This window comes from Sphingopyxis macrogoltabida, assembly GCF_001307295.1.
Classification (GTDB): Bacteria; Pseudomonadota; Alphaproteobacteria; order Sphingomonadales; family Sphingomonadaceae; genus Sphingopyxis; species Sphingopyxis macrogoltabida_B.
The window spans coordinates 3435768-3450444 of sequence record NZ_CP012700.1 but is presented as its reverse complement, the minus strand read 5'-3'; the positions used below and the strand labels follow the sequence as shown (position 1 = coordinate 3450444).

The following is a 14677-nucleotide window of genomic DNA, read 5'->3' as shown; positions in this document are numbered from 1 at the left end:
CGCGGGTTGCATCGCTTCGTCGCAACATCGGCTCCTATCGCCCGGCTTCGGGACCGCCTCGCCGGAACTTTCCTTTTACGCGGATGGTTGACGCGACGATCACGGGTTGCCGGGAGGGCGGCCTGTATTTTTGGAGGAGCGATATATGAAGGCCATTACCCAAAATCGTAAAATTCTACTGCTGGCTGCGATGCTGGCAGGGACCGCAACCATCAGCGTCGCCGCGCAGCAGCCCGACGAAGCGCCGCCGCAGGACGCGCAGGCGCAGGATACGCAGGCCCCGGACGCGTCCGGAGCAGAGCCGATGGCGACCGTCTATGGCACATTGCCCTCGCCCGAAGAAATGACCAAGGGCCCCAAGGTCGAAGGCATCATCTCGGCGCGCAGCGACGGCCGGATGCAGGTGACGACCGCCGAGGGCAACAACACGGTGATCGCCATCGCCGATTATACGAAGATCAAGAGCAGCGGCGGCTTCCTCGGCCTCGACCGCGACAAGCTGGCGGCGGACTCGCTGCTCAACGGGCTGCCGGTTGCAGTCGATACGTTGCAGTGGAACGGCCTCCTCGTCGCGAACCAGATCGCGCTCAAGAACAAGGATCTGCGCACCGCGTCGATGATCCGCACCGGCACCGACCAGCGCTTCGCCGAACAGACGGCGGCGACCGAGGCGCTGCGCGGCCGCGTCGGCGACATCGACCAGTATAATGTCAAAGGCACGACGAACGTGAATTTCGACACCGGCAAGGCCGTCCTGTCGGCGCAGGCGCAGTCGGACCTGTGCGCCGCGGCAAGCCAGGCGCAGGGAATGGACAACGCCCTGCTGCTCGTCGTCGGCTACACCGATTCGACCGGCAGCCAGGAGTTCAACCAGGAACTCAGCGAAAAGCGCGCCAGCCGCGTCGTCAACTATCTCCAGCAAGCCTGCGGCTGGAAGCCCTATCGCATGCTGACCCCGACCGGCATGGCGGAAGCCGACCCGGCGGCGGACAATTCGACGCCCGAAGGGAAGGCGCAGAACCGCCGCGTCGCGGTGAATATCCTCGTCAGCAAGGCTGTCGACGGCATTTAAGCCGGGCGGACTTCGGCTCCGTCCTGCAATCCCCCCATCGCTCGGCGATGGGGGGATTTTTATGGCGCGGTCTGCGCCAGCCCCAGCAGATCCTCGCAATCGTCCCACAGCTTCGCGCAGGCGGCATCGTCGCGCGCCAATGCCGACGGCGCGATCCGCACCAGCGCTGGGTTGCGCACCGACCAGTAATCGCCCCGCGCTTCGGCATAGGCCGGGTCCGCGGCCAGCGCCGCGAGATATTGGCCCGACAGCGCGATCGTGCTCTTGCGGTCGCGCTTCATCGTCAGCGGCAGGATCAGGCTGGCCAGCGACGAGATGATCTTCCCGCTCGACCGCGCCAGCCCGGTCCACGGCACATAGCCGGGATCGAAGCTCATCGCGGCCAGATCGGGGCGGCGGTGTGCCAGTTCGCGCGCCGTCATGATATTGGCGAGCTTCGACGCGCTATAGGCGCGGAACGCCTGCGCCTGATCCTTCTTCGGCAGCGTCGGGTCGCGATCGGGATACGCCAGCCATTCGGCATTGGCGTGCGCGGGCGGGGTCACCAGCGTCTTTTCCTCGGGATCGTGCGTCCCGCTGCCGGTCAGGATCACCCGCGTCCCGGGCGCGAGGTGCGGCAGCAGCCGGTGGAGTAGCCGGAAATGCGCAAGCTGGTTGACCGCAAAGGTCCGCTCGAAACCGTCCGCGCCGACCTCCAGCTTCGACGTCTGCAACCCCGCGTTGAGTATCAGTGCATCGATCGCCGGCCCCTTCGCAATCGCCTCGGCAAAGTGATCGACCGACGCGAAATCGTCGAGGTCGAGCGGCAGTGCCGCGGCGCCCCAGCCCCCGTCGACCGCATCGGGGCGACGCGCCCCGATCGTCAGCCGATGCCCCGCCGCCGCCAGCCGGCCCGCCGCATCGGCGCCGAAACCCGATGTCGCACCCGTCATCACCATATGCATCGCCGCCATCTCCGAGTAGGTTGGTTGACCAACCAAATAGCATCGGATGGGATAGCGTACAAGGGGGCGCCGCGCGGCGATGGGATCAGCCCGGCTTGTGAAGGACGGCGCGCATTCCCTCGGCCCATTCGCCGAGCACGGCGCGCATCGGAAAGTCGGGGTTGGTCAGCCACGACAGCATCATGCCCTCGAACGCCGCCTTGGTCGCGCGGGCGCGCAGCCGGTCGAGGTCGCTCGGCGTGTCGCGGCCCGCGCCGGCGGCGAAAACCGTGGCGAGCCGGCCGCGCACCGCTTCGTTGCCGATCTCCAGCCGCGCAGCCAGCCGAGCATCGTTCATCGCGCGTGCGCCGAGCGCCAGCCGGACGCGGAACAGGTCGCGATTGGCGTCGAGCGTCGCCGCGGCGAAGGCGACATAGGCGTCGAACAGCCGCGCGCGCGGCGTCGCGGCGATCAGCGTGTCGATGTCGGCCATATAGCGCGCGGATGCGCTTTCGATCGCCGCTTCGAGCAGCGCGTCCTTGCTCGCAAAATGGTAGTGGAGCAGCCCCGGGTTGACCCCGGCCTCGGCGGCGATCGACTTGACGTTCGTATCGGCAAGCCCGTCGCGCGCGACGGCGCGAAACGCCGCGTCGATCAGCTTGTCGCGCGTGCCCTGTCCTTCGCTACCGTTCTTCGCTGCCATGGCAGCGCGATAGGCCATGGCGGCCGCCTTGGGCAAGCTGTGCAAGGGGGCGACGTTATTTCCTTATGCCTCCTTCCGGCCGTTACCCGCCATTCCAGCTATAAAAACTCAATCGCCGGCCGGGCCGTTCGCGGTCAGATGGTCGACGTCGTCCATGATCGCACGAAAAACGTCGCTCGACGGCAGCACGTCGCCGCTGCGCAGCGGCATCGTGCCGCTTTCGAGGATGGCGTGCAGCGCGGTGCGCGCCCGCGACACCCGGCTTTTCATCGTCCCGACCGCACAGCCGCAAATTTCGGCGCCTTCTTCATAGCTGAGGCCGCCGGCGCCGATCAGCACCAGCGCCTCGCGCTGGTCGACGGGCAGCATCAGCAGCGCGCGCTGGACATCGGCGAGATGCAGACTGTCGTCCTGGTCGTCGGGCGCGACCAGCATCCGTTCGGCCGCCATTTCGTCATAATCGGCGGTGAATTTCTTGCGCCGCATCTGCGACAGGAAACAGTTGCGCAAAATGACGAAGGCCCAGCTTTTCATGCTCGCCGGCCCGGGAATATATTGCGCGCGCGCCTTCCATGCCTTCAGCATCGTTTCCTGTACCAGATCGTCCGCCAGATCGGCGTTGCCGGTCAGGCTGCGGCCGAACGCACGCAAATGCGGCAGCATCGCCGCCAGCTCGCGCTTGAAGCTTTCGTCGTCGAGCGGTTGAGGTGTTACGTCGCTGATAATATGACCTTTGTTTGATCTGTTTCGTTATTGTTTCCGTCCGGCTTAGCGGGTCGTGCCGCCGATGCAACCGGAACCGCTTCCCGCGTCTACGCTGCGCCGGCCGAGAGCGATGAAATTGGTCATCATCCTCTCATCCTGCGGATCGAGGCCCAATCCGGCGGCAAGCCGGTCGAGCGCAGCATCGTGACCCTGAAAATCCGCGCTGTAGAGCATCGACCATCCGGCAAAGTCGCGCCGCTCAACATCGCGCCGCCGGATCTCGACCATCCCGCTGTGGCGCATATCGCAACGAATCGCCGCGAGGCACGCCTCGACCTTGTCGGCCGGTCCTTCGAGAAGCTGCATGAAATTATGGCCGTTATAGATAAGTGCACCCGTCAGCCCGTCGCGCGCATTGTTGCGCTGAGCCTCGACGAGAAGCGCTGCAATATCCTCAGCGCCGATCAGCGGATCGGCGACGCTGACATAGATGACGGAAAGCAAGCGGTGATCCCCCGTCCTGCCTGGCGGCAGGATAAATTTGGCGACCCCTCGCCGCAGGTCTGATCACCCACTCCCGCGGAATTAGTAAAACTGTTGTTTCTTGGCAACGCTTTCGTCGCAAAAAAATATGGTCGCGGGAACTTGGCGCCGCTTCTGTCGTTGCTTCGGCATGGCTACGCACGGCAACAACAGGATCAACGGCAAGGGGCCCCCGCGCCCCGGCCCCGATGCGCCTCAGCGGGCGCAGGGCAGCTTCCCCGGCACGGGCAGCGACCAGTGGCACCGCACGCTGACCGGACGGCAGGCGCCCGAACCGGTAAGCGCTAAGCTGCGCATGATTTACGGCAATATCGTCGCCGAGCAATTGCCCGATAACATGCTCGACCTTCTTTCGCAGCTCGACCAGAAAAGCCCGAAACAATAATGGCCCTTCCCCAAGCCGCGCCGCAGTCGCGGGATGAAACGGACCTGCCCGCCGATCCGCTCTCCGATCAGGAGTTCAAGACTTTGCTTGCGGCTGTCATCCCGCATCTGCGCGCCTATGGCCGCAGCCTGTCGGGCAATCCGGATCTCGCCGACGACCTGACGCAGGATACGATGGTCAAGGCGTGGGCGTCGCGCGACCGGTTCGAGCGCGGCACCTCGATCAAGGCATGGACCTTCGTCATCCTGCGTAACACCTTCCTCTCGCAGATGCGCCGCAACAAATTTCGCGGCGAATATGACGAAGGCGTTGTCGAACGGACGCTATCGACCCCGGCGGTGCAGGAGGATTCGGGCGAAATGGCCGACCTCCAGCGCGGGTTAATGGAATTGCCGCAGGACCAGCGCGAAGCGCTGATCCTCGTCGGCGCGGGCGGCATGTCCTATGAGGAAGCGGCAAATATCTGCGACTGCGCGCTCGGCACGATGAAAAGCCGCGTCTCGCGCGCCCGCGCCGCGCTCGAGGAGATCATGGCTGGCGGCCAGTTTTCACGCAAGCGTGCCGACGCCGCACCGGCGAGCGAGGCGATGGCGGCGATCATGGACAGCGTCGAAACCATTACCGCGCGGCGCGAAGCCGAAAACCGCTGATCAGGCCTATTCGCCGAACAGACTTTCGACCGGATTGATGTCGGAGAAGGGCTCGTCGACATCCTGCCCCATCAGCCACAATTTGTGGCACGCGATGGTGAAGAACATCACCGCGATCGTCCAGACGATGATCGTCTTGATCACCTCCCAGCGCTTCGCCTCATAGGCCGCGCGGGCGCGCGCCTTGTGGTCGATGCCCAGCTCGCCCTCGAACTCGGCGATAAGCTGCGCGCGGCGGGTACGCGAAATGTTCGCGAGACTCGCGGCATGCTCATCACTCGTCGAACGGCGAGTCGCCATTGCAGACACCCTTGGCCCAGCTAATCGGATAGCAGGGATAGGGCGCACCCCCTGATAAAGGGTTAACCTTCGGCAATTCCGATCAGCTTGAGCCGTGCCTTCCCACCGCGGAGCAGCGTCAAATTGCGTGGCGGCCTGTCCAGCGCCGCGGCCAGCACGCGGAGTACCGCCGCGTTCGCAGCGCCATCGGCGGGCGGCGCGGTAACGCGCACCTGCACCACGCCATCAACGATCACGACCGCATCACGGTTCGCGCCGGGAGTCACTCGCACTTCCAACTGACCGGGCGCGGCGAGGGCGGCCAAAGCGGCGGTCAGCGCGGGGTCGGGACGATATTTCAGATGGTGACGACCAGCTTGCCGACCGCGCTGCGGTCGCCCAGCTTGGCGATCGCCTTGCCGCCGTCGGCCAGCGCGAAGCTTTCGGTGACCCGCGGTTTGATCTTGCCCTGTTCCCAAAGCTGGAACAGCCGCGCGATGTTCGCGCGGTTGCGCTCCGGTTCGCGCGCGACGAAGGCGCCCCAGAACACGCCCGCGACGTCGCAGCTCTTGAGCAGCGTCAGGTTGAGCGGCAGGCGCGGGATGCCCGCCGGGAAACCGACGACCAGATAGCGTCCTTCCCACGCGATCGAACGCAGCGCCGGCTCGGCATAGTCGCCGCCGACCGCGTCATAGATGACGTTGGCGCCCTCGCCGCCGACCGCCGCCTTGAACTTGTTCGCCAACTCCTTCGACTGGTCCTTGTCGAACGGCTGGCGGCCATAGACGACGACCTCGTCGGCACCCGCCTGGCGAGCGATTTCGGCCTTTTCCTCGCTCGACACGCCCGCGACGACGCGCGCGCCGAACGCCTTGCCCAGCTCGACCGCCGCAATGCCGACACCGCCCGATGCGCCGAGCACGAGCAGCGTGTCGCCTTCTTCGATATGGCCGCGATCGACCAGCGCGTGGATACTGGTGCCATAGGTCATGAGGAGCGAGGCGCCCTCGGCGAAATCATGGCCTTCGGGCAGGTGATAGACATTGTGGACGCCGACCGCGATCGCCTCCGACATGCCGCCATTGCCGCAGCCCGCAATCACGCGGTCGCCGACCTTGAACTCGGTCACGCCCTCGCCGACCTCGGCGACCAGCCCCGCGACTTCACCGCCGGGGGCAAAGGGACGTTCGGGGCGGAACTGATATTTGTCCTCGATGATCAGCACGTCGGGGAAGTTGACGGCGCAGGCCTTCACATCGATCACGATCTGGCCCTTGCCCGCGGTCGGACGCGGCAGTTCGCCCAGCGTCAGCGTTTCGGGGCCGCCGGTTGCGGTCGACAAAAGAGCCTTCATCATCTTCTCCTTTATGAAATCGGTCAGCCTTATGCAGCGGGCCGTAGCCACGGGCGGTCGGCGTCGAGCTGCTGCTCATAGGCAGCGATCGCCGCATCGCTCTTTTCGGTCAGCGAAATCTCGTCGAGCCCTTCGAGCAGGCACATCTTGCGGAAAGGATCGATCTCGAACGCGAAGCGGTCCTGAAACGGCGTCGTCACCGTCTGGGTGTCGAGGTCGACATGGATCGGATCGGTTGCCGCGACCTCCATCAGCCGGTCGATGGCCGCCTGCGGCAGCACCACCGGCAGGATGCCGTTCTTCACCGCATTGCCCGAGAAAATGTCCGAGTAGCTGGGCGCGATGACGACCCGGATGCCTAGGTCGCCGATCGCCCATGCGGCATGCTCGCGGCTCGACCCGCAACCGAAATTATCGCCCGCGATCAGGATCGGCGCGCCTTTATATTCGGCGCTGTCGAACAGATTATCGGGATCGGCGCGCAGGCTTTCGAACGCCCCGCGGCCCATGCCCTCGCGGCTGGTCGTCTTCAGCCAGTGCGCGGGGATGATGACGTCGGTGTCGACATTCTTGAGGCCCAGCGGGATCGCGCGGCCTTCGACCTTTTCGATCGGGGTCATGCCATCAACTCCCGCACATCGGTCAGCTTGCCGGTCACCGCCGCGGCCGCCGCCATCGCCGGGCTGACGAGGTGGGTGCGGCTGCCCGGGCCCTGCCGGCCGACGAAGTTGCGGTTGCTGGTGCTCGCACAGCGCTCGCCCGCGGGCACCTTGTCGGGGTTCATCGCGAGGCAGGCCGAACAGCCCGGCTCGCGCCATTCGAGCCCCGCTTCGGTAAAGATGCGGTCGAGCCCTTCGGCCTCGGCCTGCGCCTTGACGAGGCCCGAACCCGGGACGACGATCGCCCAGCGGACATTGTCGGCCTTGTGACGCCCCTTGATCACCGCTGCGGCGGCGCGCAGATCCTCGATGCGGCTGTTGGTACAGCTCCCGATGAAGATATTCTCGACCGGCACGTCCTGCATCCGGGTACCGGGTTCCAGTCCCATATAGGCGAGCGACTTGGCGGCGGCCGTCTGCTTCGACGGATCGGCGAAGCTCGCCGGGTCGGGGACGACGCCGGTGATCGGCACGACATCCTCGGGGCTGGTGCCCCAGGTAACGCTCGGCGCGATGTCGGCGGCGTCGATGACGACGACTTTGTCATAGGTAGCGCCCGGATCGGTCGCGAGGCTTTTCCACCAGGCGATCGCGGCATCCCAGTCGGCGTCCTTCGGCGCATAGGGGCGGCCCTTCAGATATTCGAAGGTCGTCTCGTCGGGCGCGATCAGGCCCGCCCGCGCGCCGCCCTCGATCGCCATGTTGCTGACGGTCAGGCGGCCTTCGATCGACAGGGCACGGATCGCGCTGCCGGTATATTCGATGACATGGCCGGTGCCACCCGCGGCGCCGATGACCCCGGTGATGTGGAGGATGATGTCCTTCGCCGAAACGCCGGGACCGACGTCGCCCTCGACGCGCACTTCCATCGTCTTCGACGGCTGGAGCAGCAGCGTCTGGGTCGCCAGCACATGCTCGACCTCGCTCGTCCCGATCCCGAAAGCGAGCGCGCCGATGCCGCCGTGGCACGCGGTGTGGCTGTCGCCGCAGACGATCGTCGTGCCGGGCAGCGAAAAGCCCTGTTCGGGCCCGACGACATGAACGATGCCCTGCTCGGGCGCGACCGCGTCGATATAACGGATGCCGAACTCGGGCGCATTCTTTTCGAGCGCCGCGAGTTGCGCCGCGCTCTCGGGATCGGCGATCGGCAGACGGTTGCCGGCCGCGTCGAGTCGCGCCGTCGTCTGCACATTGTGATCGGCCACTGCGAGCGTCAGGTCGGGGCGGCGCACGGTGCGGCCGCTGGCGCGAAGCCCGGCGAACGCCTGCGGACTGGTGACTTCATGGACGAGGTGGCGGTCGATGAAGATCAGGGCGGTACCATCGGGGCGCTGTTCGACGACATGCGCGTCCCAGATTTTCTCATAGAGGGTGCGGGGCCGGGTCATGCGGTGCCCTTACGCCAGTCGGATAACAATGCAAGCGAGTGGCGATCAAAAACGCAATTTTCGGTCGCGCACTCGATGGCGCTCCTTCTCGTCTCTTTAGCCGTCATCCCGGCGGAGGCCGGGATCCCGCCGGTGCGTCATTCCGATAGGGCTAGATCCCGGCCTCCGCCGGGATGACGAGTGGAGGTGGCCTCGTGTAAGTAACGAGCCTATAATCCTCCTATGTCGCCGCTCGCCATCCTCGCGCTCATCCTTGTCACCGTCGTGGCGATGGAGGGCATCGCCTGGGCGAGCCACAAATATATCATGCACGGCTTCGGCTGGGCCTGGCACCGCGACCATCACGAACCGCACGACAAGCTGCTCGAAAGGAACGACCTGTTCGGCCTCGTCGGCGCCGCGATGAGCATTTCGATGTTCGCCGTCGGCAGCCCGATGATCATGGGTGCCTCGGCGTGGGAGCCGGGGACATGGATTGGCCTTGGCATCCTTCTCTACGGCATCATCTACACGCTGGTGCACGACGGGCTCGTCCACCAGCGCTATTTCCGCTGGGTACCGCGACGCGGCTACGCCAAACGGCTGGTGCAGGCGCACAAGCTCCACCACGCGACGATCGGCAAGGAAGGCGGGGTCAGCTTCGGCTTCGTTCTCGCGCGCGATCCCGCCAGGCTGAAGGCCGAATTGAAGGCGCAGCGCGAGGCCGGAATCGCGGTGGTGCGCGACGCGCTCGACGGATAGCGTCAAGCCGTCCGATAATCTGCCGTAATCGCCCCCGCCGCCGCCAGTTCGGCCTCATGGCTTTCCTCGCGCCAGCTTTCGGCGAGTGCCTGCCGCTCCCAGTCGAGCATCGCCGGATGCGCCAGCATATGGTCGACCCATGCCTGCCCCCGGCCGACATCGAGGCCATAGGTGCGGATGCGAAAGGCGACCGGGGCGAAAAAGGCATCGACGGCAGTAAAGCTGGCGCCGGCCAGATAGGGCCCGCCGAACCGCGACAGCCCCTCGGCGAACAGTTCGCGGATACGCGCGACATCGAGCCGGAGCGCGCCCGACGGCGGCTTCGGCGTCACGCGGACGCCGACATTCATCGTGCAATCGCTGCGCAGCGCCGCAAAGCCGCTGTGCATTTCGGCGACCGCGCATTGCGCCCAGGCCCGCCCGTCGGGATCGGCCGGCCACACACCCTCGTGCCGGTCGGCAAGGTAAAGCGTGATCCCGAGCGAATCATACACCGTCCGCCCCTCGTCGAGCAGCGCCGGTACCTGCCCGGTCGGCGAGAAACTGCGGAATTCGTCATAGTTGATCGGGTTGGTGAACGGCTCGATCTGATCCTCGAACGCGATGCCGAGGCCCTTCATCAGCATCCACGGGCGCAGCGACCAGCTCGAATAATTGCGATTGGCGGTGATCAGCACATACATGCTTCGCGCTCCTGTCGGACGATGGGGGACGTATAATCGGGGTCGTGCGCAAAGGGCAGCGGGCCCCCTTCACGTAGCGCGGCGAGCACGCTGCCGAAATCGCTCTCCGCCCGCCAGCCGAAGCGGCGTTCGGCGCGCGACGGAACATAGACGCGCTCGATCGTCGCGGGCAGCACCCACCCCTTTGCGGCGTAAAGCTCCGCCGCGTCGGGATGATGCCGTGCGATCACCGCCCGCGCATCGCGGGCCAGTTCTTCGGTCTCCTCGCGGGCGAAGGGCGGCGGCGCCGAAAGGACGAAAGTGTCGCAGCCGATCGCCGGCGCCGCAGCAAGCGCGGCGAGATGCGCGGAGGCGGCATCTTCGACCGTCAGGCGGCGGTTGAGCAGCTCGTTCGCTTTCAGATTCTCGCCGCTCGGGCTGGCGTGCGTATCGTCATCCTCGGGGAAGAAACGTCCGGTGCGCAGGATCGCGACGTTGATGCCATGCTCGCGGTGGACCAGCTTCAACGCCTGTTCGGCGGCGAGCTTGGTGATGCCATAGATGTTGCGCGGTTCGAGCGGTCCGAAGTCCTCGTCCATCCACCACGCCCCCGCCTCGCCCGCGCCTTGGCGGACATCGGCGCGCACCATCAGCGAGGTGGTCGAGGTGAAGAGGAAGCGGTCGTTCCCCGCCGCAGCCGCCGCCTCGATCAGGTTCAGCGTCCCCGTCACATTGACGTCGACGAACGCCTGCCGCGGATAGCGGGCGATGTCGGGTTTGTGCAGCGCGCCGCCATGAATAACGGCCTCAATGCCATGCTCGCCCATTGCCCGCTCGACGAGCGCGCGGTCGGCAACCGTGCCGACGACCTGCGTATGCGCGCCGGGAACGACATCGAGCCCGGTGACCGCATGGCCGCTATTGGCGAGCAGGGGCGCAAGGGTGCGCCCCAGCCAGCCAGACGAACCGGTCAGCAGCACGCGCATCGATGATTCTCCTCCCGTCCTTCGCCGCGCCTGATACACAGGCGGCGGACAGCGGGGCAAGTCTGCTACCCCTTCGGCACCGCAACGATCGGGCCGGCGCGGACGGGTTCGCGTTTCGCCGGCGGCAATTCACTGAGGTCGAGCCAGCGGGCATCGGGGCGCTTGTGATAGCTGTCCATCGCCGCAAACGGGATACGAAATGGGAAACCCCAATTGCTGTTCCACAGGGCGACGACGCCCGTTCGCGTCGCCGGTTCGAAGATCATCGTCGCGCGATAACCCGCGACCGCGCCCGAATGGCCTTCGAGCCTGTGGCCGCCATAGGTAAAGCTACGCCAGCCGAGGCCATAGGCCGCATCCTTGTTCGCCTGACGCAGCGCGCCGCCGTAAAGATGCGCCGTTCCGACGCGCGGGCGGTGGGCGATCTGCAACACCGTCTCGGGCAGCACATCGGGGCGATTGCCCATCATCGCCTGCATCCAGGTCGCAAAATCGACGATGTCGCTTTCGACGCCCGCGGCCGCGGGGACGCGCCAATAGGCCTCCTTGAGCGGACTGACCTGCGCGCCGCTGTGCGGTCGCGCCCAGTCCTTCGCACCGGTCAGCCGGTTCATCCCATATCCGGCGCTAACCATGCCGAGCGGCAGGAAAAACCGCTGCTCGACCGCCTCGGCAAACGGCTTATCCGCCGCCTGCGCCAATATTTCGCTCGCCGCGTCGAAGGCAATATTCTGGTAGGTGTGACATGTACCCGGCTCGCACTGCAGCGGCGCGAGGGCGAGGCTCGCACGGATAAGCTGGGGGCTCTGTCCCGCCTCCAGCTTCTCGTCATAGGCATTTTTGGTAAGCCCGGTCCGCTGCGCCAGCAAATCGCTTACCGTCACCCTTTCCTCGGCCCCACCCGGCAGGCGGAGCGAAGTGCGCCAGCGGGAAATCGGACGATCGAGATCGACCGCGCCGTCTTGGGCGAGCGCTCCCGCCAGCACCCCCGTCGCGGTCTTCGAAACCGACGCCCAGCGGAAAAGCGTATGCGCGGTGACCGGCGCCCCGGTCGACCGGTCGGCAACCCCATAGGTGCGGACGAAACGCAGTTCGCCATCCTCGACCACCGCCACCGCCAGACCCGCCATCTCGGGCCGCTGCGCCAGTTCGGCGAGCTGCCTGTCGAAGGCGACATAATCGATACGCCCGCGCCATTCGGCGGGCGTATCGGGCAGGTTTTCGGCCGCCTTGAACGGGATCGCGACGCTGGCCAGCGTCCGGGTGCCGCCCAGCGCGTGAAAACCGAACCAGCCCGCGACTCCCAGTGCGACGACCGCGACGAGGCAGGCCAGAACCCGCGTCATCGACCTTTGTTTAGATGGCGACCTCATAATTGGCCGTCGTCTTAGCGGCGACATCCGCCGCCGTCACCCCCGGTGCGAGTTCGATCAGCCTGAACAGGCTGTCATGGTCGTCGCGCTTGAACACCGCAAGGTCGGTGATGATCATGTCGACGACATTCTTGCCGGTCAGCGGCAGCGTGCAGGCGGGGATGAATTTGGGGCTGCCGTCCTTGGCATTATGTTCCATCACGACGATGATCTTCTTGACCCCGGCGACGAGGTCCATCGCGCCGCCCATGCCCTTGATCATCTTGCCCGGGATCATCCAGTTGGCAATGTCGCCGTTTTCGGCAATCTCCATCGCGCCGAGCACGGTCAGGTCGATATGCCCGCCGCGAATCATCGCAAAACTCTGTTCGGACCCGAAATAGGCCGACTGCGGCAGTTCGCTGATCGTCTGCTTGCCCGCGTTGATCAGGTCGGGGTCTTCCTCGCCCTCATAGGGGAAGGGCCCGATGCCGAGCATGCCGTTTTCCGACTGCAGCGTCACCGTCATCCCCGCCGGGATATGGTTCGCGACCAGCGTCGGGATGCCGATGCCGAGGTTGACGTAATAGCCGTCCTGCAGTTCCTTCGCGGCGCGTGCCGCCATATCGTCGCGGGTCCAGGGCATTATCGGGGTTCCCATTCGCTGTCGGTGGAGAAAACATCGCCCTGGCCCAGCGTTTGCCAGGGGCCGTAGACGGGGTTGGGAAAAAGGAACCAGCCCTTGTCCCAGAGTGCGGTCGCGGCGGGCCCCGTCGCAAGCGCCATGCGCTGCGCGGCGGGCAGGTCCTTCGCATTGAACTGCTGGCTGAAATCGCCGAGTTGGTCGCCGCCCAAAATGATCACGCAATATTTCGACGCGATCGTCGCGCGGCGCGGGTCCTTGCTCGAACCCCCGGCGTCGTCGCCCATCAGGAACAGCGTTTCGCCATGCTTGAACTCGCCGAGCCCGGCGGCGCGGAGCGTATCCTCGCTGCCCCTGGCATTACGGGCGCTGCGGTTGGTGTTGGCGATCACGGTGATCCCCGCGGCGCGGAGCGCGTTGACCATCTGGGTCGTCCCGGGCATCGCCTTCGCCTTGCCCGCGCCGGTCTTTTCCCACTGATCCCAGACCGCCAGGTCGAAGGCGCCGCCTTTCTCTGCAAACAGGCGCATCGGCGCGATATTCCAGATCAACGTTTCGTCGGCATCGAACACCGCGGCAAAGGGCTTGTCGCCGCACGGCTCGAAGCGCGGCGCGTCCATCGTCGCGCCCGGTGCAAGGACAACGCTGTCGCGCGGTCGCTCCTTGACCCGCCACGCCCCATAGTCGGCGATCCGGGCATTGACCGCCCGCACCGCAATCGCCGCCTCGGCCGAGCCGTAGAGATATTGCAGCGGCACCGGCGGCTTGCCGGCTTGGGCAGGCGCCGCGGCGGCGGGCGGCGTTGTCGCCACCTCGGCCGGCGCACTCGCACAGCCGGCCAGCAGCAGCCCGGCCGTCAGGGCAAGGCTACGCATCACACCGCGCCGACGGTTTCTGGGCGCGGGCGCGTCGTGCGGAACTCGATCTTCTTGTCGTAAGGGGCGCCGACGATCATGCGCTTCACATAGATGCCGGGCAGGTGGATGCTGTCAGGGTCGAGGCTGCCGACGGGGACGATTTCCTCGACCTCGGCGACGCAAATCTTTGCCGCGGTGGCCATCGGCTGGTTGAAGTTGCGCGCGGTCTTGCGGAAAATGAGGTTGCCGCTCTCGTCGGCCTTCCATCCCTTGACGATCGCCAGGTCGGCGAAGATGCCGCGTTCGAGGATATAATCCTGCCCGTCGAAATTCTTCACTTCCTTGCCCTCGGCGACGAGCGTGCCGACGCCGGTCTTGGTATAGAAGCCGGGGATGCCCGCGCCGCCGGCGCGGCAGCGTTCGGCGAGCGTGCCCTGCGGGCAGAATTCGACCTCGAGTTCGCCCGCCAGATATTGCCGCTCGAACTCCTTGTTCTCTCCGACATAGCTGCTGATCATCTTTTTGACCTGCTTGGTGCGGAGCAGCTTGCCCAGCCCTTCGCCATCGATCCCGGCGTTGTTGCTGGCGATCGTCAGCTCTTTCGTGCCCGCATCGCGGATCGCGTCGATCAGCCGTTCGGGGATGCCGCACAGGCCGAACCCGCCGGCGCAGATATGCATGCCGTCAAAGAGCAGTCCTTCGAGTGCGGCGGCTGCGTCGGCGTATCGCTTGTTACCCATGAACGGACTCCTCACTCCTGGCGGCGGCGACATTG

The 14677-nt window shown here is 65.9% G+C and carries 19 protein-coding genes; 4 read left to right on the top strand and 15 right to left on the bottom strand.

Annotation, left to right across the window (positions count from 1 at the left end; all coding sequences use genetic code 11):
• Positions 1 to 145: 145 nt before the first annotated feature.
• A complete protein-coding gene (locus AN936_RS16070; protein ID WP_054588991.1) occupies positions 146 to 1072 on the top strand; it encodes an OmpA family protein in 927 nt (308 codons plus the stop codon).
• 59 nt (positions 1073 to 1131) lie between these two features.
• Here AN936_RS16070 and AN936_RS16065 read toward each other — a convergent pair whose 3' ends face one another.
• The 4 genes from AN936_RS16065 to AN936_RS16050 form a co-directional block, all read right to left on the bottom strand.
• Entirely contained in the window at positions 1132 to 2025 is an 894-nt protein-coding gene (locus AN936_RS16065; RefSeq protein WP_084758440.1) for an SDR family NAD(P)-dependent oxidoreductase, read from the bottom strand.
• Between the two features lie 76 nt (positions 2026 to 2101).
• Positions 2102 to 2698: a TetR/AcrR family transcriptional regulator gene (locus tag AN936_RS16060; protein ID WP_234715600.1), complete on the bottom strand. Its 597-nt coding sequence runs from the start codon at positions 2696 to 2698 to the stop codon at positions 2102 to 2104.
• A 108-nt stretch (positions 2699 to 2806) separates the two neighbouring features.
• Positions 2807 to 3361, bottom strand: coding sequence for a sigma-70 family RNA polymerase sigma factor (locus tag AN936_RS16055; RefSeq protein ID WP_082395379.1), 555 nt, complete (start codon positions 3359 to 3361; stop codon positions 2807 to 2809).
• Between the two features lie 105 nt (positions 3362 to 3466).
• Positions 3467 to 3907 carry a BLUF domain-containing protein gene (locus AN936_RS16050; protein WP_054588987.1) on the bottom strand — a complete coding sequence of 147 codons (441 nt, stop codon included), beginning with the start codon at positions 3905 to 3907 and terminating at the stop codon, positions 3467 to 3469.
• Between the two features lie 169 nt (positions 3908 to 4076).
• Here AN936_RS16050 and AN936_RS16045 point away from each other — a divergent pair, with 169 nt between their 5' ends.
• Both AN936_RS16045 and AN936_RS16040 read left to right on the top strand, forming a co-directional pair.
• Positions 4077 to 4331 carry a NepR family anti-sigma factor gene (locus AN936_RS16045; protein ID WP_054724460.1) on the top strand — a complete coding sequence of 85 codons (255 nt, stop codon included), beginning with the start codon at positions 4077 to 4079 and terminating at the stop codon, positions 4329 to 4331.
• Positions 4331 to 4981, top strand: a complete 651-nt coding sequence (locus AN936_RS16040; protein WP_054588985.1) for a sigma-70 family RNA polymerase sigma factor — start codon at positions 4331 to 4333, stop codon at positions 4979 to 4981. The genes AN936_RS16045 and AN936_RS16040 overlap by 1 nt, the downstream gene beginning before the upstream one ends.
• A gap of 6 nt (positions 4982 to 4987) precedes the next feature.
• On the opposite strand, the gene AN936_RS16035 is transcribed toward AN936_RS16040, so the two are convergent.
• The 5 genes from AN936_RS16035 to leuC all read right to left on the bottom strand — a co-directional run bounded on the left by AN936_RS16035 (position 4988) and on the right by leuC (position 8661).
• The gene (locus AN936_RS16035; RefSeq protein ID WP_054588984.1) at positions 4988 to 5281 is read right to left on the bottom strand and encodes a hypothetical protein; all 294 of its coding nucleotides are present in this window, start codon (positions 5279 to 5281) and stop codon (positions 4988 to 4990) included.
• Positions 5282 to 5343: 62 nt separating this feature from the next.
• A complete protein-coding gene (locus tag AN936_RS16030; protein ID WP_257719784.1) occupies positions 5344 to 5553 on the bottom strand; it encodes a DUF167 domain-containing protein in 210 nt (69 codons plus the stop codon).
• A 65-nt stretch (positions 5554 to 5618) separates the two neighbouring features.
• On the bottom strand, positions 5619 to 6614 hold the full coding sequence (locus tag AN936_RS16025) for an NADPH:quinone oxidoreductase family protein (protein WP_054590347.1): 996 nt from the start codon (positions 6612 to 6614) through the stop codon (positions 5619 to 5621).
• Positions 6615 to 6643: 29 nt separating this feature from the next.
• A complete protein-coding gene (gene leuD / locus AN936_RS16020) occupies positions 6644 to 7234 on the bottom strand; it encodes a 3-isopropylmalate dehydratase small subunit (RefSeq protein ID WP_054588982.1) in 591 nt (196 codons plus the stop codon).
• A complete protein-coding gene (gene leuC, locus AN936_RS16015; RefSeq protein ID WP_054588981.1) occupies positions 7231 to 8661 on the bottom strand; it encodes a 3-isopropylmalate dehydratase large subunit in 1431 nt (476 codons plus the stop codon). Before leuC ends, leuD begins: the two co-directional genes overlap by 4 nt.
• 222 nt (positions 8662 to 8883) lie before the next feature.
• Between leuC and AN936_RS16010 the strand changes: the two genes are divergently transcribed.
• Positions 8884 to 9402, top strand: coding sequence for a sterol desaturase family protein (locus AN936_RS16010; protein WP_054588980.1), 519 nt, complete (start codon positions 8884 to 8886; stop codon positions 9400 to 9402).
• Between the two features lie 2 nt (positions 9403 to 9404).
• Here AN936_RS16010 and AN936_RS16005 read toward each other — a convergent pair whose 3' ends face one another.
• The 6 genes from AN936_RS16005 to AN936_RS15980 form a co-directional block, all read right to left on the bottom strand.
• On the bottom strand, positions 9405 to 10085 hold the full coding sequence (locus AN936_RS16005; protein WP_054588979.1) for a glutathione S-transferase family protein: 681 nt from the start codon (positions 10083 to 10085) through the stop codon (positions 9405 to 9407).
• Complete coding sequence (locus tag AN936_RS16000; RefSeq protein ID WP_054588978.1) at positions 10073 to 11050, bottom strand: NAD-dependent epimerase/dehydratase family protein; 978 nt, start codon at positions 11048 to 11050, stop codon at positions 10073 to 10075. Before AN936_RS16000 ends, AN936_RS16005 begins: the two co-directional genes overlap by 13 nt.
• A gap of 65 nt (positions 11051 to 11115) precedes the next feature.
• Positions 11116 to 12396: a serine hydrolase domain-containing protein gene (locus tag AN936_RS15995; protein ID WP_054588977.1), complete on the bottom strand. Its 1281-nt coding sequence runs from the start codon at positions 12394 to 12396 to the stop codon at positions 11116 to 11118.
• 10 nt (positions 12397 to 12406) lie between these two features.
• Positions 12407 to 13048 carry a CoA transferase subunit B gene (locus AN936_RS15990; protein WP_054588976.1) on the bottom strand — a complete coding sequence of 214 codons (642 nt, stop codon included), beginning with the start codon at positions 13046 to 13048 and terminating at the stop codon, positions 12407 to 12409.
• Positions 13048 to 13920 (bottom strand): HAD family acid phosphatase, encoded by an 873-nt coding sequence (locus AN936_RS15985; protein ID WP_149037688.1) that lies wholly within the window; start codon positions 13918 to 13920, stop codon positions 13048 to 13050. Before AN936_RS15985 ends, AN936_RS15990 begins: the two co-directional genes overlap by 1 nt.
• Entirely contained in the window at positions 13920 to 14642 is a 723-nt protein-coding gene (locus AN936_RS15980) for a CoA transferase subunit A (protein ID WP_054588974.1), read from the bottom strand. Before AN936_RS15980 ends, AN936_RS15985 begins: the two co-directional genes overlap by 1 nt.
• Positions 14643 to 14677: the final 35 nt, after the last annotated feature.

Bases quoted from the DNA above. Each gene is read 5' to 3' on its own strand.
- AN936_RS16070 (WP_054588991.1), top strand. From the start codon at position 146: ATGAAGGCCATTACCCAAAATCGTAAAATTCTACTGCTGGCTGCGATG.
- AN936_RS16065 (WP_084758440.1), bottom strand. From the start codon at position 2,025: ATGGCGGCGATGCATATGGTGATGACGGGTGCGACATCGGGTTTCGGC.
- AN936_RS16060 (WP_234715600.1), bottom strand. From the start codon at position 2,698: ATGGCAGCGAAGAACGGTAGCGAAGGACAGGGCACGCGCGACAAGCTG.
- AN936_RS16055 (WP_082395379.1), bottom strand. From the start codon at position 3,361: ATGCTGCCGCATTTGCGTGCGTTCGGCCGCAGCCTGACCGGCAACGCC.
- AN936_RS16045 (WP_054724460.1), top strand. From the start codon at position 4,077: ATGGCTACGCACGGCAACAACAGGATCAACGGCAAGGGGCCCCCGCGC.
- AN936_RS16040 (WP_054588985.1), top strand. From the start codon at position 4,331: ATGGCCCTTCCCCAAGCCGCGCCGCAGTCGCGGGATGAAACGGACCTG.
- AN936_RS16035 (WP_054588984.1), bottom strand. From the start codon at position 5,281: ATGGCGACTCGCCGTTCGACGAGTGATGAGCATGCCGCGAGTCTCGCG.
- AN936_RS16025 (WP_054590347.1), bottom strand. From the start codon at position 6,614: ATGAAGGCTCTTTTGTCGACCGCAACCGGCGGCCCCGAAACGCTGACG.
- leuD (WP_054588982.1), bottom strand. From the start codon at position 7,234: ATGACCCCGATCGAAAAGGTCGAAGGCCGCGCGATCCCGCTGGGCCTC.
- leuC (WP_054588981.1), bottom strand. From the start codon at position 8,661: ATGACCCGGCCCCGCACCCTCTATGAGAAAATCTGGGACGCGCATGTC.
- AN936_RS16010 (WP_054588980.1), top strand. From the start codon at position 8,884: ATGTCGCCGCTCGCCATCCTCGCGCTCATCCTTGTCACCGTCGTGGCG.
- AN936_RS16005 (WP_054588979.1), bottom strand. From the start codon at position 10,085: ATGTATGTGCTGATCACCGCCAATCGCAATTATTCGAGCTGGTCGCTG.
- AN936_RS16000 (WP_054588978.1), bottom strand. From the start codon at position 11,050: ATGCGCGTGCTGCTGACCGGTTCGTCTGGCTGGCTGGGGCGCACCCTT.
- AN936_RS15995 (WP_054588977.1), bottom strand. From the start codon at position 12,396: ATGACGCGGGTTCTGGCCTGCCTCGTCGCGGTCGTCGCACTGGGAGTC.
- AN936_RS15990 (WP_054588976.1), bottom strand. From the start codon at position 13,048: ATGCCCTGGACCCGCGACGATATGGCGGCACGCGCCGCGAAGGAACTG.
- AN936_RS15985 (WP_149037688.1), bottom strand. From the start codon at position 13,920: ATGCGTAGCCTTGCCCTGACGGCCGGGCTGCTGCTGGCCGGCTGTGCG.
- AN936_RS15980 (WP_054588974.1), bottom strand. From the start codon at position 14,642: ATGGGTAACAAGCGATACGCCGACGCAGCCGCCGCACTCGAAGGACTG.